Raw genomic sequence first — 24,843 nt, 5'->3', positions numbered from 1 at the left:
CATCTGCTATCCTTAAATCTCATGCGATCAGCCGCGCCCTGGTAACTTGCTGGTATCTTGGCGCGGGGTCGCGTCAGTCTAAAACATGTTGCGACGGAGTGGCAGCCGATTTTCCGCCCGCATGTCCCCCCGGCATATCCCCCTGTCCGGATCGGCAGGAGGGAGGCGAGAGCCGGGCAGACAGGCTCAGCTCTCGCGGAAGGCGCGGTTGAGATAATCGGTGAAGGGCTGCAACAGATAGGCAAAGGGCGTGCGGCTGTTGGTCTGGATAAAGGTCTCCACCGGCATCCCCGGCACCAGCACATTGCCCTCGGGCAGGCGGGCGGCCTCGCCTTTGTTCAGCCGCACCTCGACCACGTAATAGCTGCGCCCGGTCTGCGGATCGACAAAGGAATCGCCCGATACCGTGCTCACCGTGCCAAACAGCGTCGGCGTGGTGCGCTGGTTGAAGCTGGAGAAATTCAGGCTGACCGGCTGGTTGAGATAGACCTGATCAATGTCCGACGGCGCCACCTGCGCCGAAATCACCAGCGGCTGGCTCTGCGGGATCAGATACATCAGCGGATCCGCCGCCCGGATCACCGATTTGCGGGCAAAGACATTGAGATCATAGACCACCCCCGCCACCGGGGCGCGCACCTCCAGCCGGGACAGCCGCTGCAGGATCACATTGCGCCGTTCGATCAGCTCCAGCTCACGCACCTGCAGGTCGCGCAGGGTGGTGATCGCCTCTTCGCGCCGTGCGCTTTTCTGGTTGAGGATCTCCAGACCCAGTTCGGTCACCTGCCCTTCGGCCTGGGCCTTCTGGGCGGTCAGCGCCCCGGCCTGACCGCGCAGCCGTGACTGTTCGCGCTGCAGCGACAGCACCCGGCTGGACTGTGCCAACCCCTGTGCCAGCAGGCTCTGCTGGTTTTCCAGCTCCTGGCCGATCAGCACCAGCTGTTCCTGCAGCGCCGACTGCTGCGCCTCGATGCCGTCGATCTGGCTCTGGATCTGGCCGATCCGTTCCTGCAGGCGGCTGATGCGGGCGCGCAGATTGACCAGGCGCGCTTCAAACAGGCGTTTCTGACCGTTGATCAGCTCTTCGGTCTGCACATGGGTGCCGCTCAGCTCGAACAGCAGCTCGGCAAAGGTGATGTCCTCGGCCTCGTCGCGTTCGGCACTGTAGCGGCTGCGCCGGGCCAGGGTTTCGGCCAGCTGACCTTCGACGATCTGCCGTTCGGCCAGCAGCTCCGACGGCTCCAGCCGCAGCAACAGCGCGTCCTCCTCGACCAGATCGCCCTCGCTCACCAGCACGTCGTCGACAACGCCGCCATAGGGGTGCTGCACCACCTGCCGGTTCTGCTCCACCTTGATGGAACCGGAGGCAATCACCGCACCGGAGATTTCCGCCGTCGCCGCCCATTGGCCAATGCCGCCTACAAGCAGCCCCAGCGCCAGCAGCCCGGCAATGGTCAGCCCACGGATCGGGTAGGATTTGGATGTATCGCTCATGCTTTTGCCTCTGCCTGTTTCGGAGACGGCTGTTTCTGGACCGGCGTTTCCGGGGCCGAAGTGGCTGCCTCCTGCGGCAGCTGTGCCGCATCATCCTCTGTTGCCTGTGCTGCGACCTGCACTGTAGCCGGTTTCGGGGCTTGTTTCGGGGCCGGTTTCTGCTGGCCGGCCTGCGGGTTCTGCAGATGCTCACGCAGCACCGCATCCTTGGCCCCAAAGGCCCGCTGCGCCCCGTTGTCGAGGATCAGGATCAGGTCGCAGAGCTGAATCGCCGCCGGGCGATGCGCCATGATGACCACCGCACGGCCGTCCTGTTTGGCATGGGCCACCGCCAGGTTCAGCGCCTGGCTGCCTTCATTGTCGAGGTTGGAGTTCGGCTCATCCAGCACCAGAAGCACCGGATCGCCGTAAAGGGCCCGCGCCAGGCCGATGCGCTGCACCTGCCCACCCGACAGCCGGGTGCTGGCCACCCGCACCGGCGTGTCATAACCCTGCGGCAATTGCAGGATCATGTCGTGGACCGCGGCCTTGCGGGCGGCAGCCACCACCTGATCGGGATCCGGCATCATCGACAGCCGGGCAATGTTTTCGGCAATGGTGCCGTCAAACAGCGTCACCTGCTGCGGCAGATAGCCGATGTAGCTGCCCAGATCATCCATGTCATATTGATTGAGCGCCGCCCCATCGAGGCGGATCTTGCCCGAGACCGGGTGCCAGACGCCGATCAGCGCCCGCGCCAGCGAGGATTTCCCCGCCCCCGAGGCCCCGATCACCCCCAGCGCCTGCCCGGGCTGGATATTGAAATTCAGCCCCTGCAGGACCGGTTTGGCCACCTGCCCCGGCGCCACCGGCGGCACCAGGGCCACGCCCTGTACCTCCAGCTTGGCGGCCGGGCGGGCCAGCTTCATCGGCGCCGGGCGCTCCGGGGTTTCGCTCAGCATCTGCGCCAGCCGCTCCTGCGCCTGCAGGGCGCGCTGCACCAGAGCCCATTGACCGATCAGCGTCTCGATCGGAGCCAGAGCCCGGCCCATGATGATGGAGGAGGCGATCATCACCCCCGGTGTCAGCCCTTCGGTCAGCACCAGATAGGCGCCGGTGCCCAGCATCGCCGATTGCAGCGCCAGCCGGAAGGTGCGGGTGGCGGTGCTGAACCCACCGGTCATATCCGCCGCGCTCAGCTCAGATCCAACCGCCTGGCTGCGCAGCATCCGCCATTTGGCAAAAGCCGCACGGCGCATTCCCAGCCCCTGGATCAGCTCGGCATTGTTGCGCATCCCGTCCGAGACCTGATGCGCCGAGGCGGCCATCATGCTGGCATTCTCGACCGGCGCCTTGGAAATCATCTGATTGGCCAGGGCAAAAGCCACCAGCACGCCACCGCCGATCAGCGCCAGCAGACCCAGAAGCGGATGGAACACCGCGATCAGCCCCAGAAACAGCGGTGTCCAGGGCAGATCGAAAAAGGCCGAAACAATAGGAGAGGAGAGCGCCTTCTGCATCGCCTCCAGATCCCGCAGCCCCACCTTGGCGATGTCGTCATTGAAGCCGGCCGCCGATTTGTCCTGCACCGCATTGAACACCCGGGTTTCCAGCTGGTCATGGAACCGCGCCCCGACCCGTGCCAGGATCCGGCCGCGCACGTAATCCAGAATGCCCATGATCAGGAACAGGAATCCCGCCAGCACCGTCAGCGCCACCAGCGTCTCCAGCGAGCGGCTGCCCAGCACCCGGTCATAGACCTGCATCATATAAAGCGGGCTGGTCAGCATCAGCAGATTGGCAAAGAAGCTGAACAGGCCGATCAGCCAGAAGGCGCCGCGGTTGCCCCTGCGGGCCTTGCGGATCTCAGCCAGCCCCGCCTTATGCGCCGATCCTGATTGCTGTGCCGAGGTGCGTGCCATTGACGTATTGCCTTTGTCTGGGTCACCCGGACGGGCAACCAAAAGTAAGAAGTCCAAGAGACCCGGCCACCCGCAAGAAAGATCTGGGCAGAGCGGGCCGGGATCAGGGGGATATGCCCGGACACGCCCGGATGCACAATGGCTCCTGCCAATGGCGATGGGCGCCCCTGTTCTCCGGGCATCTCTGCACAGGGTCAAAAGCACAGCCGCCGGAGCCTTGTCAAACAGCTCTCCCGGTTCCTCATAGAATAGGCGGCAGGCGCGGCGGCGCGGCATCACTGGCCGCCCGCAGGCAGCCGCCCTGCCACAGGGGGGCGCAAACCGGCCGCCTCCCCGCTGCTCAGATTGACATCCAGCCCCCCCTTCGCTAAGGCCCGACAGCGCATCCGGCACCTGCCGCCCAACGTGGAGCAAGCCCTTATCATGTCACAGGTTTCCTCTCAGACCTCCGGTATCAAGACCGTTGCCGAGACCGCCTTTGAGGCTCGGTTTGCACCCCGGCTGGTGGCGCCAGAGGCCTATCACGACCCCAATGACGTGATCCTGTTCATGCATATCCCCAAGACCGCGGGCATGTCGGTGGGCAAGGCGCTGCAGGCGGCTTTTGACATTTTTCACCCGGTCTCCTGGGAGAACACCAACCAGTCCTTCCGCAACAAGACGCGCAAGGCGCTCTACCGGCGCAGCGATGAGGCCAACCCCTGCCGTCAGGTGCTGATGGGGCATTTTGCATGGTCCGACGTCATGTACTGGCGCCATCAGGAACTGCCGCTGAAATGCGCCACCATCATCCGCGATCCTCTGGACCGCTTCGTGTCCAACTACCGCTACAACACCTCCGACAAACACCCCCAGCACGAGGCCTTTGCCGCCCGCTACCCGACGCTGGAGGCCTATGCCCAGGCGCTGCCGCTGGACTATCAGCTGTCGCTGATGACCGGCGCCTTCTACTCCTTTGATCACGCGCTGGAGAAGCTGAACCGCTACTACAGCTTTATCGGCGTGACCGAACATCTGGGCGCCAGCCTGCAGCATTTCCGCCGCAGCCACGGTCTTGCGGCCGAACTGGCCGAGCATCGCGAGAACACCGGCAGCACGGCAAAAGCCGCCGAAGAGATCCCCGATGCGGTGCGCAATATCGTCGGCGAGAAAAGCCGCAACGACGCCCGCCTGCACCAGCTGGTGAGCCGCTGCTACGGCTGACCGGCTTGCAGCGGCCACCCCGGGGCATGTGCCTGCCGCAAGCCCCGGCAGTCTGCTGACCGCCCCGAACCACCGCCCCCCCAGCCGGCCCCCAGTCGGCCCGCCCTCGCGATTCCCCCGGCCTGCTCTGGCCTGCTCCAACAGGGACACAGCCCCGGCAGCGGGCCAGAGATTCTCTGTCCGCGCAGCTGCCCTTGCGTCAGATCTGGCCGGATTTGACCGGTTTTTCCCCGCATCGGGGCGCTACCACCTTCCTACACCAAAGGGCGTAGTGTGGAAAAAGTGAAACTCTCGACGGCATATGGCGGAGATTACCCCAAAAAAAGCCGATTAATTTAAATCAAAGCTCTCTTTGCGCGAATAAAATGTGAAAGAATTCGCGCGCGTCATTTAAAACGCCGGGGCGGAATGTTGATAAATGAAAAGCCTGTCCGGCCATGGTGGCAAAAACCACACACCCTGAAGGAGAGGGAATGGCAGGGGTCAGGAATTCCCTACCCTCATAGGATGTATTAACAAAGAGTTAACAAAATGCGCAGGATCTTCGCAAAACGTCAAGTTCTACCGCAAAAATAGAGGCCATTCCACAATAGCTCCCGCAGGCCCGCCGCAACGCACCCCCTATGGGGCATAGAGTTTGCAAAAAGACTCCGCCTTTTCAACCCTTAAAATGGGTGTCTCCACCAGAAATCCCCGCCGTGCCCTCCCCCCGCGGCGTGGCGGGAAGGGCACGATTTCGACATCTCCGCAATTCCTGACCCCTCTGGCGCAAGTTTCCTTGACAACAGACCCCCATCCAGAGAGACAGAGAGCGGTAAAACCTTTGCGGGCATAAGGCAGGCGCGTTTGTTCGCAGAAATCGACGAGCATTACTACGGAGTAGAAAATGGCTAATATTAATGCAGCAGCTGGTGTGACCGTTGTCGCAGGCAGCACAAGCGATGACACAATCACCCTGACCGACGCAATCGGCGGCAACAGCATCGACGGCAACGGTGGTGCGGATACGCTGACCCTGAACAACGCGGCTGACACTTTTGTCGCACAGGTTGCCACTCTCGCCTATGACGAAGCGAACGACACCTGGACTGTTGCCGGCGCGTCGCTGACCGAAGGCTTCACTTCTGTCACTCTGGCTGATGGCGTGACCATCGAAGCCGGTGTTGCGTCCGAGGGCATCATCCAGCCCGCATCCGTCAACAGCGGCGCAGCAGCGACCCTGACCACCATCAACAGCTATGACTGGGACGGTGCGGACGCGGCAGTAAACGCCTTCACCGCAGCATCCATCGTCAGCGTTGACGGCCAGAACATTGCAACCGTTGGCAGCAACTTCGTGAACGCTGATGGTGCTTTCACCGTCAACAGCGGTGCCCAGACTGTGACCTTCACTGCGAACACCGCAGCGATTGCCGCACAGGGCAACGTTGGTGACGACGCATCCTTCTCCTACGAAGTTGTTGTTGCAAACGCAGCTGGCACCGAAACCCGTACCGTCACTGTGACCTATACCGCAGAGATTCCCTTCACCACCGGTGACGACACATGGGAAGCTGGCACAGGCGCAGCGGCCAACGTTGACGAAAACGCCGACTTCGGCGGCGAAGACCTGGGCAACGACACCTTCAACGGCAACGATGAAGACAACACCATTACCGCAGGTCTCGGCAATGACACCCTGATCGGTGGCAACGGCGACGACGTGCTCGACGGCGGCGCCGGTAGCAACGTCATCCGTGGCGGCAATGGCACCGACACCATCATTGTAACTGGTGCAACTGCAACCGATGCAAACACCCTGGGTGGCGGCGCTGGTGCAGACGACATCACCGGTGGCGCTGGTGCTGACACCCTCTTCGGCGGCAACGGCGACGACACCAACCTTGACGGTGGCGCAGGCAACGACGTCATCAACGGCGGTGCTGGCGAAGACACCCTGGTCGGCAACACTGGCGACGACGAACTGCGTGGCGGTGACGGCGACGACAATCTGGACGGCGGCGCTGGTGCCGACGAACTGCGCGGCGGTGCTGGCGATGACGTCGTCAACGGTGGCGCTGGCTCCGACATGATGTATGTCAGCCTCGGCAACGACACCATGGACGGTGGCGCAGACGATGACACCTTCATCCTGCGTGACGACAGCGGTGCGACCCTCATCAACAACTTCACCACTGGCGACAAGCTGAACGTCGAAGGTCTGGGTTACAACGACCTGGCCGACGTTCTGGCCATTGCTTACCAGACAAGCGCAGGTGTGGTCCTCGATATCGATGCTGACACCACCGTGACCCTGGCGAGCCTGACCCTGGCAGACCTGGACGCATCCGACTTCGACTTCGCCTAATCCGCGCCGTCACAGTCTTAGGGAAGGCCCCGCTTTGCGGGGCCTTTTCTTTTGCGCGGGAGCGCTGTTGTCTGTGCTGGTTTCTTTGCCGGGGGATTGCACTGCGCAAAGAAAACCCCCGCAGATCCCTGCGGGGGGGGAGGGTCCAGCGCCCGTTTTCCTGTGGGTGACCGGTTCAGGCCTCCACCAGATCCAGCAGCTGATCCGCCGTATTGAGCGGATCCCGCGCCAGATCCTGCCGGGCGCATTCCGCCTCGGCCCCGGCCTTCAGCTCCTGCAACAGCTCTTTTGTCAGCACCGGATCACCGTCAAACCCGCCCGCCGCTGTGCGGCCACCATTGGCCACCTCCGGGTAGCGGTCGAACTCCAGATCAAAGAAGCTCTCCGGCCCCTCGGGATCATAACGCTGCGCGAGCCTGCGATTGATGTCGTCAAACCGCGCCAGAAAGCCCTGCATCTCCGCCCGCGACGGCAACAACGGCCCATCCTCCGGCAGCTCCCGCAGGATCTGTTCAAAACTGCTCTTGGGAAATCCCTGCTGACGCAGCCACAGCCCCGCCAGAATCTGGCTGCGCGACCAGGCCTCGTTGTCACGCGGCGGATTGTCCGGCGGCGTCAGCCCCACCAGATTGTAAAAATCCAGCACCGTGTCGCCGCCCACCAGATCGCTGCGCTGGAAGCGGCGCACGGTGACATTCCCGGCCCCGAACATCTCCTCCCAGCGCGCCAGCTTGGTGGCATAGTCGAAATAGCGCATCATATGCGGCCGATAGACCGGCAAGGCCTGCAGCTGCGCGCCATAGAACTGATAGGCCGTCTGCCCCAGGATCACCTGTTTGCGGTGCGACAGCGCCAATGTGTCCTGACGGCGCAGATAGGCCACCACGTTGATCTCGTCGAAATGCTCACGCAGCCGCCTGTGCAATGCCCGGATATCGTTCGGGTTCATCAGCCAGAACAGCATTTCCGTCGCGATGATACAGTCGCCACACTCCCGCTGATCCGCATCCGCCATGCGCCGCTCCAGAAACGGCCAGCGCAATTCGGAATACATGTTCCCTCCCATCTTGTGATTGCGGATGAGAGGGTTGAAATCGACCCGGGGCTTTGCATGCAGATAACTCCAGCTGCCCAAGGTCTGTTGCATCTGGCCTTGTCGCAGCGCGATCTGCAACGAAGTCGATCCCGTCTTATGCGACCCTATATGCAGCCAGAGCTTACGCTTTTTTTTTTCCAGATAGGGGCTTGGGGGCACGGGGCGCTCTGCCGCCGCAGGTGTGCTGCCCGGCCTCTCCGCCGCGACCGCCGCCAGCGCATCACGATACAGCTGCGACAGCACCTCGCGCGCCGAGGGGTCATTCTGCAAGGCCTGCATCCGGGCGCGCTGACCGGCCTCCACCCCCTCGGCAAAACCCTCCTCGCGCAACAGCCGCTGCACCACCGCGACACTCTCGCGCACCGCCTGCAGGGGCGACCAGGCCACCAGCGTCTCCGGCGGGCAGATCTCCGCCTGCGCCCCCACATCGGAGCAGATCGGCACACAGCCGGCCTCGATCGCCTCATAGCAGACCAGCGCCAGCCCTTCGTTCGAGGACGGCACCAGGAGGATATCGCTCTGCCCCAGAAGGCCCGGCACATCGGTGCCTGCGGGATGCAGATGCACCACATCCGCCAGACGGTAGCGGGTCAAAAGATGTTCCACCGCGCCGCGATAGGGGCCCTCGCCCACCATATCAAAGCGGAAATCCACGCCGTTGCGTTTGCCCCAGGCCCGCAGCCGCCGGATGATCGACAGCGCCACCACCGGGCGTTTCTGATGCACCATCCGCCCGACAAAGGCGACGCGGCAGCGGGTCTGGCCCGCGCGGATCCGCACCGGCGCCACGTCAGCGCCGCGACGGCTGTCATCCAGCAGACGCCCCAGCACCAGCTTGCTGCCATAAACCCGGAAGCGTTCCTTGTAGAACCGCTCCAACTCGCCGCTGATCACATGGTGATGGTCGATAAAATTGCTCCAGACACCGGAAATCCGCGGATAGCCGCCATCGGCATATTCCACGATATGGGTGCTGTCGAGATTGACCACATGCGGATGGCGCAACTTGATCGTCGGCAGCGCATCATAGAGCGGCACACAGTGGTGATTGTGGGTGAGGATGATGTTTTCCTGCGCAATCAGCTGACTGACAAAGGCGCTGGTCTGGCTGCGCGGCAGATAGCGATCGGTGCGGATCAGCTGCAGGCGCGGATCTTCCGGCAGCTTAGCCAGCAGCCGTTCGGGACCTTCCTGCCCGACCATGACAAACACCCGCAACCCGGCGTCCAGCGCCCAGCGGATGCTGTCGATGCCAAGGCTTTCGGCGCCGCCCACATCCAGCCAGTGCAACCCGATCAGGATTGCCGGCTCCTTGCCGCCATGGCGCCCCTCAGGGGCCATCGTCTGGGTCTCGAAGATGCCACGCGAACAGGCCAGCCGGGAGAATTTATGCCGGGCGGGAAGCTTGCGCCAGCGCCGGGCCTCGATCTGGTATTTCATCTGCTCCGCCAATATCGGCGAGAGCGCGTGAATGGCGCGATATTTGCGCGGCCGTTTGTGCCAGGCCACGCCGCCGGCACTTTCGCGGACCGCCACCTGACGCGGCGAGGGGATGGTGACAAACACCCGCTTGCCCGGCAGCGCCGGGGTTTCCTGCGGCCCGGTGCGCAGATTGCCGATATAGGTCAGCGCCATCATCTCGGCGCCATAGGACATATCCTGCGGCTGCACCGCCGGGGTCGGCAGCTTGGCCTCTTCCCACCACATATGGGCCTCGACCGGGATCTCGGGGTAGAGCGTCTCATAAATGAAACGGATCTGGGCGATCTCCTGATCGATATACTCTCTGTCCTGAGACATGGGGGCTCCCTGCCTGTCCTTTTGATCTGTGATACATCTGTCCGGCGGATCCGGCGCTGCGGGTGGTTTTGCGGGCAGATCTCGTCTCAGACGCCGGTATCGGGGTCGGGGCGGATGATCGGCGGGTTGAAGGAGCAGCCCTGCCAGATCGCCTTGTAGACCTCACGGCGCAGCGATTTCTCCACATTGCCCTGGCGCATCTGCCGCCGCACCCCGCGGGCAAAGACCGCCACCCCGGCCCAGCCCTGTTCGCGGCGGCGGAACGAGGCCTCATTGCGCGCACCATAGCGGAATTTCCAGATATTGGCCTGGTTCACCAGCGAATAGTTCACGCCCTTGTTTTCCGGCACATCATGGACCACCACGCTGTTAGGGCAGTAGATACCGGGATAAGATTTGGCGATACGCTGGGTGTATTCGGCGTCATCGTACCAGATGAAATATTCCTTGATCGGAAAGCCATGTTTCTGGATCGCCCAACGCGGCACCAGCACCGAGACAAAGGAGCAGGAGCCGACCAGGAAATAGGGCGTCTCGGGGCTGTAGAACCGCGGCCAGTCCCAGACCGTTGAGGGCGTGTTCATCTCGCAGAGATCGCCATTGGTCCATTTCACCGCCGAACAGGCAAAAGACGGCCGCCAGGTGAACCGCGCCTCGAAATCCTTGATGCCGGTCAGCAGCAGTTCAATGGCATTGGGCTCGGGATAGGCGTCGTCATCGCTGAACCAGATGAAATCATAACCTTCCTCATAGGCCACCCGCGCGCCCTCGTAAAAGCCACCGGCGCCGCCGATGTTTTCCGGCAGGCGCACATGCTGAAACCGGGGGTCGTCCTTCTGCAGCTGGCTCAGCCAGCTGCCGGTTTCATCGGTGGAGGCATTGTCGATCACAAAGACCCGTTCCGGAAGGCAGGTCTGTGCCTGCAGGGCGGCGATCACGCGCTTCAGCTTGTCCAGCCGGTTATAGGTCACGATGACCGCGGCAAGGGAGGAACGGATATTCATGGCTGATCCTTCTGTGGCGCAGCCGCGGCTGCGGCATGTGCAAGGGCGCGGGCGGGCGGTGGTGTCTGGGCCGGCCTGTCAGATGTGGTGGCGGCGCTCTGTGTGGCGGGCGGCGCTGCGGTCTCGGATACGGTCGGCATCTCCGCCTCGGGGTCCAGCGGATCGCCATTTTCATCCAGCCCCAGACGCGCATTCTTGTGCCGCTCAATATCCTTGATCCGGTGGCTGTGGAAATAGGAGGGCCATTTGCCCTGCCGTTCCAGCATACCTTCGATGATCTTGGCCATGACGGTCAGATTGCGCAGATGTTCGGGGCTGAAGAACTGACTCGGATCCAGCGAGGGCGCACGCGGGGCGGATTGTTTTTCCATGTCGCGCAGCGCGTTCCGCAGGAGCGGCCGGCCGCCAAAGAATTCGCGATCCATGATCTCGGCATCGCTGCGGTAGGCGGCGGTGGCGGCCTCGGCCAGATCCCGCGCCATCACCAGTTTGCGCACCTTGGCCTCGCTCTCGCTGCGCGAACGGTCCAGCTGGCGCGACAATTCCCAGCCCAGCGTATGGCGCAGCCAGGGGTCCTGCTCCTGGAACTGGCCCTGCAGGAAATACATCAGCGCCAGCTCGCGCACGGTCATGGCCTGGTTTTCAGGCTCGAATTCCTCCACCGTGCAGGGCCGCCCGTCAAAGGCCACCTCGGCGAAATCATCCAGTACCGAACCGTTTTTCAGCTCCTTGCGGATCATCGGGCGCAGGGTGAACTCATCGCCGAACAGCGCCCGCCACTGGGCAAAGCGCGGCGCGTAATGGAACCGGCCATTTTGCAGATTGTGGTCAAAGAAGTCCTGCATGCTGTCGCGATACCAGCCGATCTTGATCTGCTCGGCATAGCTCGACAGGATCCGCTGCGCATGGGGGCGCACATAGGCCACGATATGGATACGATCGGCGCAGCCGCGAAAGAAGGTCTCGACCAGATCGTGGAATTCCGGTGCCGGGATGTTTTCAAAGGCCTCGGCGGACAGCACCGCATAATCCGCATCCGAGGCCGCAATCTGGGCCGCCACCTCTTCCAGACCATCGCGATCCTCAAGATGCTTGGGCAGGGGGGTGCCCTTGCGATAGCTGGTGATGAACCCGGTCAGGTAATTATGGTTGAGCTTGGCCGGGTACAGCAGCTTGGCGTCATGCAGCTGAATGCTGCCAACAGCCAGCGCGTTCTGAATGGTGGTGGTCCCGGTCTTGTGGTCGCCGATGTGAATCACAAGCGTCTTGGGTCTGGCTCCGGTCTTGTCGCTCATCGGCTCCATCTCGTTTCTGCATCAGCCTTGTTTTCCAGCGCCCAAGCCCTACTCTAACATCCGGCACGGGTCCAGACCAAGCCGCCGCCCCGGCAGCGGCCCGCCCTGTCCCATCCGCCTGTCACATCCGCTCCGATCCGCTCAGAGCGGCGCCACGAAGAACGCAGGCACCCGGGCGTTCTGCGCCTCAGCCGCCAGGAACCCGCGGGCGGTGTCCAGCGCCTCGCGGATGGTCACATCCATATCGAGATAGCGATAGGTGCCCAGACGGCCGACAAAGGTCACCCCTTGGGCCTGTTCCGCCAGCGCCACATAATCGCCCAGCAGCGCCTTCTCCTCGACCTGGCGGATCGGGTAATAGGGGATGTCCTCGGGCTCTGCGGCGCGGGAATATTCGCGGTAGCAGACCGAGCCGTCGTGGCTTTCCCAGGGGGCGAAATGCTTGTGCTCGGTGATGCGGGTATAGGGCACCTCTTCCTCGCCGTAGTTCATCACCGCGCAGCCCTGATAATCGCCCTGATGGGTGAAGCGTTCGAAATCCAGCGTCCGGTAGCCAAGCCGCCCCAGCTGGTAGTCGAAATACCCATCCAGCGGCCCGGAGTAGAACACATGGTCAAAATCTGCCGCCTGGGACTGATCAAAAACAGTCTCTAACTTGACCGTTATGCCCGGATGATCGAGGATTTTGGCGATCATCGCGGTATAGCCGTCCTCCGGCATGCCCTGATATCTGTGGAAGAAGTAATTGTCGTCGTAGTTGAACCGCACCGGCAGCCGCTTCAGGATCGAGGCCGGCAGCGCGCTTGGCGCCACGCCCCATTGCTTGATCGTATAGCCCTTGAAAAACGCCTCATAAAGATCGCGCCCGACAAAGCGCAGCGCCTGTTCCTCAAAGGTCTGCGGATCGATGATGGAGGTATCGGCCTGTTCTTCGGTGATGAAATCATGCGCCTCTTCGGGGCGCAGGGTCTTGCCGAAGAACTGGTTGATCGTATGCAGGTTCACCGGCAGCGAGAACACGCCGCGCCGCCCCTCGGGGTCCAGGCTGGTGGTCTTCACCCGGTTCTTATAGGGCAGGAAACGCGCGAAACGGTTCACATAGTCCCAGACCTCGCCGTCATCGGTGTGAAAGATATGCGGCCCGTAGACATGTACCATGACGCCGGTCTCGGCGTCGCGCTCGGTATGGCAATTGCCGCCGATATGGCTGCGGCTGTCCATGACCGTGATCCTGTGGCCTGCCTCGGCCAGATGCCGTCCGATCACAGCGCCCGAAAGCCCTGCGCCCACCATCAGTATATTCACCCCGGCACCCCGTCCTGTTTGCGTCCCCTGCCCTTTTTGTCAAACAATCCAGAGGCACACAAGGTTCGGTTTCCGCACAGGCGAAGAGCCGCATTTCCCTTTTGTTTCAGAATATTGCGACGACATAACCGCAGATCGGGCAGCGCCGCCAGACCGCCATCAGACCGCCATCAGGCGGTGATGCTCGGCAATGGCCTCATCCAGATCGCTGAAATAGCGCAGCCGACCATTGTCCAGAACCAGCCCCGCATTGCAGAACTGGCGCAGCTGGCGCATCGAATGATTGACCAGAATGGCGCTGGAGTGGCGCATCCGGTCGGTAAAGATATCGCGGCTCTTGCGCTTGAAGGCGGCATCGCCCACCGCCGTCACCTCATCCACCAGATAGGTGTCGAATTTGATCCCCATAGACGCACCAAAGGTCAGCCGCGCCCGCATCCCCGAGGAATAGCTGCGCATCGGCATATGGTAGAATTTGCCCAATTCGGCAAAATCCTCGACAAATGCCACCAGATCATCGGTATCGACCCCATAGATCCGGGCGATGAAACGGACGTTCTCCGCCCCGCTCAGATCGCCATGAAACGACGCCGCCAGCCCCACCGGCCAGGAGATCGACCCATCGGAGATGATCTCGCCATGATCCGGGCGCATGGTGCCCGCCACCAGCTGCAGCAGGGTGGATTTGCCCGCCCCGTTGCGCCCCAGAAGCGCCAGCGACCGGCCCGTCGGCAGCGTCAGGTTCAGATTGTCGATGACAACCCGCCGCTCCCCCTTGAGCCAGAAGCTCTTGGTCAGATTTTCAAACCGGATCACTGCCCTGCCCTCTCGCCTCAGCTGCGGTCGCGGATCGAATAATAGATCAGCGCCAGAATCGACCAGGTCAGCAGCAGGAACAGCCCGGCCAGGGCCGCCAGCACGGCGCGGCGCGGGTATTCCGGCTCCGTGGCACGGGTGGGGTTGATATAGGTCGCCAGATAGCGGCTCTGGCGGGCGGCATCATCGCGCGCCACCTCCAGCGCCGTCAGCGCGGCACGGTAGCTTTCCTCGGCATATTCGCGATCCACCGTCAGCCGTTCGAATTCGGCAATCAGCGACGGGTAATCCTCACCGACACCACCGGTGTCGGTATTGTCAGAGGTAAAGGTCTGCCGTTCGATATTGATGCGGTCGCGAATGACGTCGATATGCTGCTGCGCCTTGGTCAGCCGCGGATCCGCCTCGCTGACCGTGCCCCGCAGAAGATCATATTGGATCAGCGCCTCGGCCAGCTGCTGCTGAAGGTTGTTCATCACCCCCATACGGCCCTGGATATCGGCCTCGGGATCGACGATCCGGGTGCGGGTGCGGAATTGGGTCAGCAACTGGCGCGCGGCCTTCAGCCGCTCCAGCGCCTCGTCCAGATCGGCGCGGGCATAGCGCATCGCATCGGCGCGCGCCTGTTCATTGAGCGCATTGATCCGGGTCTGGCTCTCGGCGACGATGGCTTTTGTGATCGCCTGCGCAATTTCTGCGTCAAAGGCCAGCGCCTGCACCTCAATGAGCCCCGAGCCGCTGTCAAAGGAGATCCCGACAATGCGCTGCCAGTACCAGGTCAGATCCTCGATCGTCGCCTCCGGCCAGAGCGCAAAGGCCCAGTCGCGCGGCCAGAGCGCACTGTAATGCCCCTGCAGGTCCACCGCCGCATCGACCGCGGCCACCATTTCCTGGCTCTGGATGAATTCATAGAGGATGTCGCTGTCCGAGGCGCTGCTGTTGCCGGTAAATTGCGCCAGCCCGCCCAGAAGATCATTGGCGCCGCTGCTTTCCTGGCTGCGCACGGTAAAGCCTGCGGTGGAGGCATATTGATCCTCGGCAAAGGTCCAGAGATAGATCATCACCGCCAGGAGCGGCGCCAGCACCAAGGCCACAAAGCTGATCACCAGCCCCCAGTGGCGTTTTTTCATGCTGGCAGGCCGTGCCAGCGGATAGGCCGGGCGCTGCTCGGCCTCGGCGATACGCGCCTCCAGCTCGGCCACGGCGGCCTCGGCCTTGCGCGCCTTGCGCCGTACCCGTTTCAGCTGTTTGACCGGATCCGGCACCCGCTGGACAGGGGCTGCGGCCTCTGCCGCATCCGGGGCCGATGCTGTGGCAGCAGGAGAGGCAGCGGGTGTACCGGTTGCTGTGCTTGCTGCGGTATCTGCCGCAGCCGCCTCCTCTGATGTCGCCTCTTCTGAGGCGGGGCGTCCGGCCAGGGCCGACGGGGGCGTCTGTGTCATGATCAACCTGTCCCGGCCCAAAAGCACCCTGCCCCAAGCCGTTTGTCATTGTCTTTTGTTTCTCTCATAATACCGTTCGCGATCCGCGTTTCACAATGGGTATTCATGGGGTGTTCATGGCCAGCCTGTCTTCTTCTGCGCCCCCGGCTCAGCCCCGTCCGTTAAGCCCGCCAAAGACACAGGTTACGGCACAGGCTCCCGCCCAGACGCCGGCCCAGATCCCCACCAGCCCCGCCGCCAATCCGCATCGCCGCCACCGCCGCAGCATGGCGACGCTGCGCACCGTGGCCGCGCTGGTGCTGCGCGAGATGTCGACCCGCTACGGGCGCACCCCCGGTGGCTATCTCTGGGGGATCCTGGAGCCCCTGGCCGCGATCCTGTTCCTGTCGCTGGGCTTCTCGCTGGTGATCCGCACGCCGTCGCTCGGCACCAGTTTCCTGCTGTTTTACGCAACCGGATTCCTGCCATTTAACCTGTATCAGACTCTCTCCGGCACCGTTGCGCGGGCGCTTGCCTATTCCCGCCCCCTGCTGCGATACCCCGCTGTCACCTGGCTGGATGCGATCCTGGCACGGTTTGTGCTGAACAGCCTGACCAGCATTGTCATCACCACCCTGCTGATGACCGGTATCCTCGCGGTGATCGACAGCCGCACCGCCATCGACCTGCCCCCCCTGGTCGAAGCCATCGCCCTCGCCATGATCCTCGGGCTGGGGGTCGGCTGCATGAATGCGGTGCTGATGGGGCTGTTCCCCCTGTGGGATGTGGCCTGGTCGATCATCACCCGGCCGCTGTTCCTGGCCTCCGGCGTGATCTATATCTACGAGGACCTGCCGCCGGTGGCACAGGACATTCTGTGGTATAATCCGCTTCTGCATATCATCGGGCTGATGCGCACCGGATTTTATCCCACCTATAATGCCGATTACGTCAGCCATGCCTATGTGCTGCTGATCGGTATGACACTGACCGCCCTGGGCCTGACCCTGATGCGCCGCTATCACCGGGTGATCCTGAACCGCTGATCTGCGCCTTATTTATTCGCGAGCCTCTGCCAGCACCGCGGCATGGCGGCGCCCCAGACGCCGCAGCAGCCCGTCGCGCACCGCCAGCCAGGTGAGCCGCAGATAGGCGCGGCGCACGCCGGGGTGATGACGCACTTTCAGGATCCATTTCGGCAGGATCAGCAGCAGCACCGGCCAGAACAGCCAGCCCGCCGCCTGCCGATAAAGCAGCAGCAGATTGCGGTGGTGGTAATAGACCTTCCACAGCGGGCGAAAGCGCTGGCCGCTGTCGCCATTGCTGAAGGTGGAGAAATCATGCTCGAACCGCACATCCGCGGCAAAGCAGATGCGCCCGCCCGCCGCACTGAGCCCCAGCGTATAAAGCGCATCATCACCATAGATGAACAGGTCCGGATCCGGGTAGCCCACCCGCCGCACCGCCGCCGCCGAGATGAAAAACCCCACAAAAGACGTCACATCAATCGCGCTCAGCCCGCCGTCATAGGCGCTGCGCGGAATATGGAACCCATCGCGCCCTTTGCGCGCGGTGGACAGGAAATGCCCCAGGCTCCAGAACGGATTGCGCGAGGGGCGGTTCATCTCGCAGATCTCGCCGCTTGGGAAATAGACCGCCGCCGCCACCGCGTCCCAATGGGCCAGCTCACCGCTCTGCCCCATGGCGTGAAACGCCGCCAGCCCGCCGGGTTCCGGGCGGCCGTCATCATCCATCACCACCAGCCAGTCTGGTGTATGGGCCTCCATCGCGCGCTGCATCCCCAGGGCAAAGCCCCCGGCCCCGCCCTGATTGGTGGCACTGGTCACCACATCAACCCGCGAATGATCCGCGCCCCAGGTCGCCAGCCAGTCGCCGGTGCCATCATCAGAGGCATTGTCCACCACCACCAGGGCGGCCAGCTCCGCGCCCGGGCTCTCCAGCAGCCGCGCCAATGTCACCTTGAGTTTCGCAAGCCGATTATAGGTGACCACCACCGCCACCAGACGTCCGGCACCAGCGGTAGCACCAGCGGCGGCCGCAGCCTGATGCGCGGGTTCGGGGATCAGGGGTTCAGTCACGGTGGCAAAGGCTCCTGTGGGCGGCGGCGGATCTGGTTCAGGGCGCAAAGCTCATAAATAGACCGTGCTGTCAATTCACCTGCCGGTCACAGGTCGCTTTCCCGCGCCACAGGAAGCATTTGACACCCCGCGCCCAAGCCGCCACCTAAGGGGCATGAAAACCGCTCTTATCACCGGATCGGCCGGCTTTATCGGCTATCACCTTGCAGACCGGCTGCTCGCCGCAGGCTGGCATGTCATTGGGCTGGATTGCCTCTCGCCCTATTACGACGTCACCCTGAAGAAACGCCGCCATGCGCGGCTGGCGGACTACGCGGGCTTCACGCCAATCATTGGCAAGCTGGAAGATCCCGGCCGCCTGATGGGGCTGTTTGCCACCCATAAACCGGATGTGGTGATCCATCTCGCCGCCCAGGCCGGGGTGCGCCATTCCATCGATGCGCCGCGCGATTATCTTGAGGCCAATCTGATCGGCACCTTTGAACTGCTGGAGGCCGCCCGCGCCCATCCGCCCGCCCATATGCTGATCGCCTCCACCTCCTCGGCCTATGGTGCCAACACGCAGATGCCCTTTGATGAGCGCCAGCAGGCGGATCATCAGATGTCCTTTTATGCCGCCACCAAGAAGGCCGGCGAGACAATGGCGCATTCCTATGCCCATCTCTACGGGCTGCCGACCACGATGTTCAGGTTTTTCACCGTCTATGGGCCCTGGGGCCGGCCCGATATGGCGCTGTTCAAATTCACCAGGGCGATAGAGGCCGGTGAGGCGATCGACGTCTACAATCACGGCAGGATGAGCCGGGATTTCACCTATATCGACGATCTGGTTGCGGGCATCACCGGGCTGATCGACGCGGTGCCGGGGGATCAGCCGGTCTCGGAACAGGACAATCTCAGCCCTGTCGCCCCCTTCCGGGTGGTCAATATCGGCGCCTCCAGACCCACGCCGCTGATGGAGTATATCGCGGCGCTGGAAACCGCGCTGGGGATCACGGCCCGCAAAAACCTGATGGACATGCAGCCCGGCGATGTGCCTGCCACCTGGGCCGATACCACATTGCTGAGCCAGCTCACCGGATATGAACCGCAGGTCAGCGTCGCAGAAGGCGTCGCGCGGTTTGTGGCCTGGTACCGGGAGTATTACAGCGGCACCCAAGGCTGATCCGGGCAGGGTTGATCTGGCGCGACATGCGCTTCTGACCTGTCACCTTTCCCCAAATACTCGCGCCGCAGGCCTCCCGATTTCTGTGAAATCGGGATCAGGACTTCTCCCTAAATTAGGTCAGTATGATTGACCAAATGTTTCGCGTGCGAAACATTTGGTCCGAACCGGACCTATTTCACTCCCCGCCCCATTGGGCCACTTCCGCACCCTGATCAGCCTGAGTCCTGACCAAAATTCCGGTTCCCGCTTCCCGCGCGCCCGTATATGTCTGATCCCCAACACTCCGCCCCTGCAAGCGGAGGATATGAGGCAACAGCAAAGGACCGCCCCCATGCGCATTGCAATGATTGGCACCGGATATGTCGGATTGGTCTCCGGCGTCTGTTTTTCCGACTTTGGCCATGATGTGATCTGTGTCGACAAGGATGCGGCCAAGATTGCGCGGCTGCAGGCCGGCGAGGTGCCGATCTACGAGCCGGGGCTGGAGGATCTGATGGCGCGCAATGTGGCTGCGGGCCGGCTGTCCTTTACCGATGATCTGGCCGCCGCCGTGGCCGAGGCCGAAGCGGTGTTCATCGCCGTCGGCACGCCCACGCGGCGCGGCGATGGCCATGCCGATCTCACCTATGTGATGGCCGCCAGCGAGGAGATCGCCGCCGCCCTTCAGGGCTATACCGTGGTGGTCACCAAATCGACCGTGCCCCTGGGCACCAACCGGCAGGTGAAACAGGTGATTGCCAAAGCCAATCCGGCGGCGGAATTTGACGTCGCCTCCAATCCGGAATTCCTGCGCGAAGGGGCGGCGATTGATGATTTCATGCGCCCCGACCGGGTGGTTGTCGGCGTGCAGAACGACCGCGCCGCCGAGGTCATGGCCGAGATCTACCGGCCATTATATTTGCGCGATTTCCCGATCCTCACCACCGATCTCGAAAGCGCCGAGATGATCAAATATGCCGCCAATGCGTTTCTCGCGACCAAGATCACCTTCATGAATGAAATCGCAGGCCTCTGTGAACGGGTGGGCGCCGATGTAAAGGAGGTCGCCCGTGGCATCGGGCTGGACGGGCGCATCGGCAATAAGTTTCTGCATGCCGGTCCCGGCTATGGCGGGTCGTGTTTCCCGAAGGACACCGCCGCGCTGGCGCGCATCGGGCAGGACCACGCCTATCCGATGCAGATCACCGAAACGGTGATGCGGGTCAATCAGGAGGTCAAGGCGCGGATGCTGGAGAAGCTGCGCGATGCCTGTGACGGCAGTTTCAACGGCAAGACCATCGCGGTGCTTGGCGTCACCTTCAAACCCAACACCGATGACATGCGCGAGGCCCCCAGCCTCACCATCGTGCCGGCCCTGATCGGCGGCGGCGCCAAGGTGCGGGTGGTGGACCCGCAGGGCGAGGCCGAAGGCCGCGATCTGCTGCCCGGTGTCAAATGGGAAGACGATCCCTACAAGGCCGTGCGCAATGCGGATCTGGTGGTGCTGCTGACGGAATGGAATGAATTCCGCGCCCTCGACCTGAAGGCGCTGGGGCGCAAGATGGCGCAGCCCCGGATGGTGGATCTGCGCAATATCTACACCGCCAAAGCCGCCAAACGCGCCGGGTTCGAGACCTATATCGGGGTGGGCCGCTAAACCCACCCGGTCATCACCCCAAACACAAAAAGACCCTGATACAGCTGTATCAGGGTCTTTTCACATCATCCTCAGACTCTGTTCAGCGGGTGCGCAGCCAGGCCTTCAGATCCTCCATCAGGGTGCTGTCCACCGCTGTCCCGGTGAGTTCGATCCGCTGCTGGCCGGGGGTGAATCCCAGCCGCACGCCAGCGGCGGCCTGCACGCTCACCCGCTCATGTGCGCCGATGCTGTCCGCCGGATCCAGGCTGCGCACCCGTGGCACCGGAGAAGGACCCGGAGAGGAACCCGGGGCAGAGGACGGAACCGGGGCAGGGGTCGCCTCCGGCGGATCTGTCGGCGCGATCTCACTCCCCTCATGGGCCTCAAGCAGCTGGCTCAGCAGCGCCTGTTCCGCCTCTGCTGTGGGGCGGGCGGTGGCGCGCAGGGCCGCGACCACCGCATCGGCAAAGCCCGGATCCTGCACAAAGGCCCGCGCCAGCCCCAATCCAAGTTTCTCGCGGATGGCGGTGGGAAACAGCAGCTCCTCATCCAGCGCCTCGACCAGGGTGACAAAGCTGCCGATCTTGGAGCGTTTGGCGCGGGTGGCATTGGCAAAGAGCGATTGCAGCGCGTATTTCTGGCTGCTGTAGACCCCTTCGCGCAGCGCCCGCACCGCAATGCGGGCGCGTTCATAATGGGAGAGGTTCACCCGGATTTCGTTTTCCTCGACCATCGCCACATAGGCGCCCTCGGCCCCGTCGGGCTGGATCACCAGCGCCTTGATGGTGGCAAAGGCAGGATCATTGCTCTCGGCATATAGCCTGCGCATCGCGGTCAGACGGCGCCAGCCGGAGATCAGACCATGGGTCTTGCCCGCCGGGGCCTGCGCGCCCAGGGCGACCACCTCGATCGGGGTCTGCTGGCCACGGGCGCGCAGGGATCCGACCAGCGCCCCCATCTCTTCCTCGTCCTGCTCCAGCCGGTCGCGCACCAGATGGGTCTCGTCGATGGCGCCAAGCGCGATCTCCTCGATCATCAGCCCCTTGGCGCGGGCGGTCTCCAGCACCGCTGTCAGCTCCTGCAGCGCGCCCTCTGTGGCGGCTTCGGAGGCGACCTGCGCAATCGGCGGCGCTGACAGCGAACCGGGGCCGCCGAGGGCGGATTTGTTCTCAGGTGCCGTGCTGAGATAGGTCGGCTGTGCCGGTGAAAGCCGTTTGCGTTTTGCCATCTGCCTGTCCTCTTCCTGCGCCTGTTCTGATCCCTGCACGCCCTGTTTGCCCTTTGGGGGGTGCAGGGTCGCAGTATGAGGCGCTTTGCGTTTTTAGCCCGTTACTGCGCCGCGCGCTGCATCTGCAACTCATCCCGGCGCCAGACCGCCAGCAGGAGCCGCTTGAAGGCCGCATAGGTGGCGTCAAAGGTCTCGCGCCCCCTTGCGTAGGTCTCGCGGTTGAAATCGCGGTAATCGGCCTCGTAGATGCCATTGACCTGCTCGCCGGCCTGACCGATCAGCGCGGTGTAATCCTGCCGGTGCGGCGACAGGGTGGGCCCCAGATAGGCCTGCATCAAGGCCGCCAGCTCGCCCTGCTGGGCGCCGTCATAGCGGGTGATCACCGTGCGCACCGCATCCCATTCAAAGGCAATCTCCGGCCGCCCCAGCGCGCGCGCCGCCAGGTTCTCGCCCTCCTCGATGGAGGCGAAGGTGGAATGCAGCATATCGAAGAACCGCCCCGTACTGTCGAATTCCAGAAACGACGCGCCCATCGGCACCAGAAGGATATCCGCCGCCGACAGCCCGTTGATGGTGAGATAGCCAAGCGCCGGCGGCGTGTCGATGAAGATCACGTCGTATTGCTCCAGCACCCCGTCGGCCTCCAGCCGCTCGGTGAGCGCATCCCAGAGCTTCCAGCTGCGCGCGGCCATCCGCCAGACCGGGATCTGGAACTCCGCCCAGTAGAGGTTCAGCTGCGCGCCGATCAGATCGATATTGGGCCAATGGGTGGGCTGGATCACATCCGCTGCCGTCATGCCCATCGCCGCCGACAGGCTGTCGTCCAGCGGCTGGGGCGCATCGCCGCGATCCAGACGGCGCTGGTTTTCCAGGCGCAGGTGATCGCCGTAATGGCGCGCCAAGAGCGGAAAGGCGGTCTGCCATTCATCCTCCACGCGGCCACCAAAGATCGAGGTCATCGAACCCTGGCTATCAAGATCGATCACCAGCACCTTGTAGCCATCCAGCGCCGCCGACATCGCCAGATGGGCCGCTGTGGAGGTCTTGCCGACGCCGCCCTTGAAGTTGGCGACAGCGACCATTTTGGCGGGCAGCCCTTCGGGGCGGTAGGGCTGGTAATCCTTCGCCTTGGAGCCCTGCGCGGCAAAATGCGCGCGCAGGCGCAGCACCTCGTCGAGGGTGAACCATTTGGCGCCACCTTCGGTCTCGGAGCGGCCCTGCGGCAGATCTGGGTTGGCCTTCAGCACCCGGCGGAAATGGGCCTGGGCGACCGGGATCAGATAGCGGGTGATCTCCCAGGTGGAGAACAGGCGCAGCTCCTTGCGGCCCTCTTCGTTCATGCCCCGGCTGGAGAGATCGGCCCGGCCGCGCGCGCAGGCCTCGGCGATATCGGCAAAGCCGCCGGTGCTGGTGGGGGCCTCCAGATCGCCCAGGGCGGCGTCGGGGTCGATGTTGAAATAGGGGGGCAGCCCGGCCGCATTGCGGCCTGGATCTTTCTTCTGGATGTCTCGTGCCATTGCTCTCACGCCTCTGCCTGGGTCCGCCGGTGCAGGGATCCTATAGGGCTCCCTGTTTGATGTGCGACCTTTTGGAGATGATAGCATAAAACAGCGCACATGAAAGATATATGCGCATCTGTTTTGAATTTTCTAAGCAAATCCGGGGGTTGCGGCATAAGAAACCGGCGGGATCCGGGGCGGGACCGGGGCAATTTCTGCCCTGTCGATTTTTTCTACCTGTTATAATTGAGTTATATATAAGTTAAGGCGCAACACCAGTGGCGGCAAAGCCCTTTTTTCATTGGCGTTTGGAGCCGATTTTCGGGCTGCTGCGATTCCGAAACCCCGAAAGACTGACTCTGAACCCCCGAACCGGTGACTCCGAACCCCCGTTGAGAAGTGGTGTGGATAACTTTAGGGTGGGCGTAATCAAAACCACGAAGACGCGAGTCACCCCGAAAGAGGCCATAAGGCCCGGATAAGCGGGGGGCGGGCAGAGCAGACGGGACAGCAATATGGCAGGCCAGATTTCGGGCCAGATGACCGCAGGGGGCAGCGCGGCGCAGGGGGGGGATTTCTTTCTCTGCGATATCTTCGATGCGATTCCGAAAAACGATCTCGCCTCGATGGAGCATCCGCTGTTCTCGCTCGGCACAAGACCGGACCGGCGCATCCTGAACTATGAACATAATGGTGCGGAGATCACCGTGGTGCCCTCGGTCAAAGGGCTGGCGACGATCCATGACAAGGACATCCTGATCTTCTGCATCAGCCAGCTGATGGCGGCGGTGAATGCCGGCCGGCAGGTCAGCCGCACGCTGCATCTCACCGCCCATGATCTGCTGGTGGCGACCAACCGCGAGACCTCGGGCGATGCCTATCGCCGCCTGCGCGAGGCGTTCGAGCGGCTGGCGGGTACCCGCATCACCACCAATATCGTCACCGGCGGTCAGGAGGTCACCAGCGGCTTTGGCCTGATCGAGAGCTGGGAGATCGTGCGCAAGGCGCGCGGCGGGCGGATGGTCAATGTGGTGGTGACGCTCAGCGAATGGATCTATCGCGCGGTGCTGTCGAAATCGGTGCTGACCCTCAGCCGCGATTACTTCCGTCTCCGCAAACCGCTGGAGCGGCGCATCTATGAGCTGGCGCGCAAACATTGCGGCCGCCAGGACAGCTGGCAGATCTCGGTGGAGACGCTGTTGAAGAAATCCGGCTCCGCCAGCCCGCGCCGGGTGTTCCGCAAGATGCTGCGCGACATGATCACCGCCCAGCCGCTGCCGGATTACGCGATGGAAGAGTTGCCGGGGGATCTGATCCGCTTTTCCCAGAAACATGCGGTGCTGGACAACAGCCAGCGCCCGCCGGTGCTGAGTGCGCGCGCGCTGGAACAGGCCCGCAGCCTGATCCCCGGCATTGACGTCTATGCGCTGGAGGCCGACTGGCGCGAAATGTGGGTGCGTTCCGGCGCGCCGCGGCTGCGCCGCCCCGATGCGGCCTTTCTGGGCTGGGTGAAGAAACGCGCCACGGAATAGGGCAGGGGAAAAGCCCC

17 protein-coding genes are annotated in these 24,843 nt (G+C 63.1%); 6 read left to right on the top strand and 11 right to left on the bottom strand.

The annotated features are described in order from the left end of the window. Positions 1 to 186: 186 nt before the first annotated feature. Positions 187 to 1,494 carry an HlyD family type I secretion periplasmic adaptor subunit gene (locus WLQ66_RS18700; RefSeq protein WP_340547853.1) on the bottom strand — a complete coding sequence of 436 codons (1,308 nt, stop codon included), beginning with the start codon at positions 1,492 to 1,494 and terminating at the stop codon, positions 187 to 189. Beyond that, positions 1,491 to 3,395, bottom strand: coding sequence for a type I secretion system permease/ATPase (locus WLQ66_RS18695; RefSeq protein WP_340547852.1), 1,905 nt, complete (start codon positions 3,393 to 3,395; stop codon positions 1,491 to 1,493). Before WLQ66_RS18695 ends, WLQ66_RS18700 begins: the two co-directional genes overlap by 4 nt. 423 nt (positions 3,396 to 3,818) lie before the next feature. Between WLQ66_RS18695 and WLQ66_RS18690 the strand changes: the two genes are divergently transcribed. Together WLQ66_RS18690 and WLQ66_RS18685 are read left to right on the top strand one after the other, a co-directional pair. Next, entirely contained in the window at positions 3,819 to 4,598 is a 780-nt protein-coding gene (locus WLQ66_RS18690; RefSeq protein ID WP_340547851.1) for a sulfotransferase family 2 domain-containing protein, read from the top strand. An 886-nt stretch (positions 4,599 to 5,484) separates the two neighbouring features. Beyond that, the gene (locus WLQ66_RS18685; RefSeq protein ID WP_340547850.1) at positions 5,485 to 6,945 is read left to right on the top strand and encodes a calcium-binding protein; all 1,461 of its coding nucleotides are present in this window, start codon (positions 5,485 to 5,487) and stop codon (positions 6,943 to 6,945) included. A gap of 175 nt (positions 6,946 to 7,120) precedes the next feature. On the opposite strand, the gene WLQ66_RS18680 is transcribed toward WLQ66_RS18685, so the two are convergent. From WLQ66_RS18680 to WLQ66_RS18655, 6 genes are all read right to left on the bottom strand, one after another. After that, positions 7,121 to 9,841, bottom strand: coding sequence for a glycosyltransferase family 4 protein (locus tag WLQ66_RS18680; protein WP_340547849.1), 2,721 nt, complete (start codon positions 9,839 to 9,841; stop codon positions 7,121 to 7,123). 86 nt (positions 9,842 to 9,927) lie between these two features. Then, positions 9,928 to 10,845 carry a glycosyltransferase family 2 protein gene (locus tag WLQ66_RS18675; RefSeq protein ID WP_340547848.1) on the bottom strand — a complete coding sequence of 306 codons (918 nt, stop codon included), beginning with the start codon at positions 10,843 to 10,845 and terminating at the stop codon, positions 9,928 to 9,930. Continuing rightward, complete coding sequence (locus tag WLQ66_RS18670; protein WP_340547847.1) at positions 10,842 to 12,140, bottom strand: hypothetical protein; 1,299 nt, start codon at positions 12,138 to 12,140, stop codon at positions 10,842 to 10,844. Before WLQ66_RS18670 ends, WLQ66_RS18675 begins: the two co-directional genes overlap by 4 nt. 141 nt (positions 12,141 to 12,281) lie before the next feature. Next, positions 12,282 to 13,445 carry a UDP-galactopyranose mutase gene (glf, locus tag WLQ66_RS18665; protein ID WP_340547846.1) on the bottom strand — a complete coding sequence of 388 codons (1,164 nt, stop codon included), beginning with the start codon at positions 13,443 to 13,445 and terminating at the stop codon, positions 12,282 to 12,284. Positions 13,446 to 13,604: 159 nt separating this feature from the next. Next, a complete protein-coding gene (locus tag WLQ66_RS18660) occupies positions 13,605 to 14,261 on the bottom strand; it encodes an ABC transporter ATP-binding protein (protein ID WP_340547845.1) in 657 nt (218 codons plus the stop codon). Between the two features lie 17 nt (positions 14,262 to 14,278). Beyond that, positions 14,279 to 15,703: a KpsE/RkpR family capsule polysaccharide export protein gene (locus tag WLQ66_RS18655; RefSeq protein WP_340547844.1), complete on the bottom strand. Its 1,425-nt coding sequence runs from the start codon at positions 15,701 to 15,703 to the stop codon at positions 14,279 to 14,281. 116 nt (positions 15,704 to 15,819) lie between these two features. Between WLQ66_RS18655 and WLQ66_RS18650 the strand changes: the two genes are divergently transcribed. After that, positions 15,820 to 16,728 carry an ABC transporter permease gene (locus WLQ66_RS18650; protein WP_340547843.1) on the top strand — a complete coding sequence of 303 codons (909 nt, stop codon included), beginning with the start codon at positions 15,820 to 15,822 and terminating at the stop codon, positions 16,726 to 16,728. A 12-nt stretch (positions 16,729 to 16,740) separates the two neighbouring features. Here the strand turns inward: WLQ66_RS18650 and WLQ66_RS18645 are convergent, their stop codons facing one another. Then, positions 16,741 to 17,781 carry a glycosyltransferase gene (locus WLQ66_RS18645; protein WP_340547842.1) on the bottom strand — a complete coding sequence of 347 codons (1,041 nt, stop codon included), beginning with the start codon at positions 17,779 to 17,781 and terminating at the stop codon, positions 16,741 to 16,743. 154 nt (positions 17,782 to 17,935) lie between these two features. On the opposite strand from WLQ66_RS18645, the gene WLQ66_RS18640 reads away from it, so the two are divergent. Continuing rightward, on the top strand, positions 17,936 to 18,946 hold the full coding sequence (locus WLQ66_RS18640; protein ID WP_340547841.1) for an NAD-dependent epimerase/dehydratase family protein: 1,011 nt from the start codon (positions 17,936 to 17,938) through the stop codon (positions 18,944 to 18,946). Positions 18,947 to 19,280: 334 nt separating this feature from the next. Further along, positions 19,281 to 20,585 (top strand): UDP-glucose dehydrogenase family protein, encoded by a 1,305-nt coding sequence (locus WLQ66_RS18635; protein ID WP_260107657.1) that lies wholly within the window; start codon positions 19,281 to 19,283, stop codon positions 20,583 to 20,585. Between the two features lie 82 nt (positions 20,586 to 20,667). Here the strand turns inward: WLQ66_RS18635 and WLQ66_RS18630 are convergent, their stop codons facing one another. Further along, positions 20,668 to 21,795, bottom strand: a complete 1,128-nt coding sequence (locus tag WLQ66_RS18630) for a ParB/RepB/Spo0J family partition protein (protein WP_340547840.1) — start codon at positions 21,793 to 21,795, stop codon at positions 20,668 to 20,670. Positions 21,796 to 21,896: 101 nt separating this feature from the next. Then, positions 21,897 to 23,312: an AAA family ATPase gene (locus WLQ66_RS18625; protein WP_340547839.1), complete on the bottom strand. Its 1,416-nt coding sequence runs from the start codon at positions 23,310 to 23,312 to the stop codon at positions 21,897 to 21,899. A 497-nt stretch (positions 23,313 to 23,809) separates the two neighbouring features. Between WLQ66_RS18625 and WLQ66_RS18620 the strand changes: the two genes are divergently transcribed. After that, positions 23,810 to 24,826, top strand: coding sequence for a replication initiator protein A (locus WLQ66_RS18620; protein WP_340547838.1), 1,017 nt, complete (start codon positions 23,810 to 23,812; stop codon positions 24,824 to 24,826). Positions 24,827 to 24,843: the final 17 nt, after the last annotated feature.

The sequence above is a fragment of the Phaeobacter sp. A36a-5a genome, from assembly GCF_037911135.1.
Taxonomy (GTDB): domain Bacteria; phylum Pseudomonadota; class Alphaproteobacteria; order Rhodobacterales; family Rhodobacteraceae; genus Phaeobacter; species Phaeobacter bryozoorum.
Note: the sequence above shows the minus strand (reverse complement) of the source record. Positions and strands in the feature narration are given on the sequence as shown.

Coding starts and splice junctions, on each gene's coding strand:
- WLQ66_RS18670 (WP_340547847.1), bottom strand. CDS start 12,140: ATGAGCGACAAGACCGGAGCCAGACCCAAGACGCTTGTGATTCACATC.
- WLQ66_RS18630 (WP_340547840.1), bottom strand. CDS start 21,795: ATGGCAAAACGCAAACGGCTTTCACCGGCACAGCCGACCTATCTCAGC.
- WLQ66_RS18635 (WP_260107657.1), top strand. CDS start 19,281: ATGCGCATTGCAATGATTGGCACCGGATATGTCGGATTGGTCTCCGGC.
- WLQ66_RS18620 (WP_340547838.1), top strand. CDS start 23,810: ATGGCAGGCCAGATTTCGGGCCAGATGACCGCAGGGGGCAGCGCGGCG.
- WLQ66_RS18690 (WP_340547851.1), top strand. CDS start 3,819: ATGTCACAGGTTTCCTCTCAGACCTCCGGTATCAAGACCGTTGCCGAG.
- WLQ66_RS18675 (WP_340547848.1), bottom strand. CDS start 10,845: ATGAATATCCGTTCCTCCCTTGCCGCGGTCATCGTGACCTATAACCGG.
- WLQ66_RS18650 (WP_340547843.1), top strand. CDS start 15,820: ATGGCCAGCCTGTCTTCTTCTGCGCCCCCGGCTCAGCCCCGTCCGTTA.
- WLQ66_RS18680 (WP_340547849.1), bottom strand. CDS start 9,841: ATGTCTCAGGACAGAGAGTATATCGATCAGGAGATCGCCCAGATCCGT.
- WLQ66_RS18695 (WP_340547852.1), bottom strand. CDS start 3,395: ATGGCACGCACCTCGGCACAGCAATCAGGATCGGCGCATAAGGCGGGG.
- WLQ66_RS18700 (WP_340547853.1), bottom strand. CDS start 1,494: ATGAGCGATACATCCAAATCCTACCCGATCCGTGGGCTGACCATTGCC.
- WLQ66_RS18625 (WP_340547839.1), bottom strand. CDS start 23,312: ATGGCACGAGACATCCAGAAGAAAGATCCAGGCCGCAATGCGGCCGGG.
- WLQ66_RS18655 (WP_340547844.1), bottom strand. CDS start 15,703: ATGACACAGACGCCCCCGTCGGCCCTGGCCGGACGCCCCGCCTCAGAA.
- WLQ66_RS18685 (WP_340547850.1), top strand. CDS start 5,485: ATGGCTAATATTAATGCAGCAGCTGGTGTGACCGTTGTCGCAGGCAGC.
- WLQ66_RS18640 (WP_340547841.1), top strand. CDS start 17,936: ATGAAAACCGCTCTTATCACCGGATCGGCCGGCTTTATCGGCTATCAC.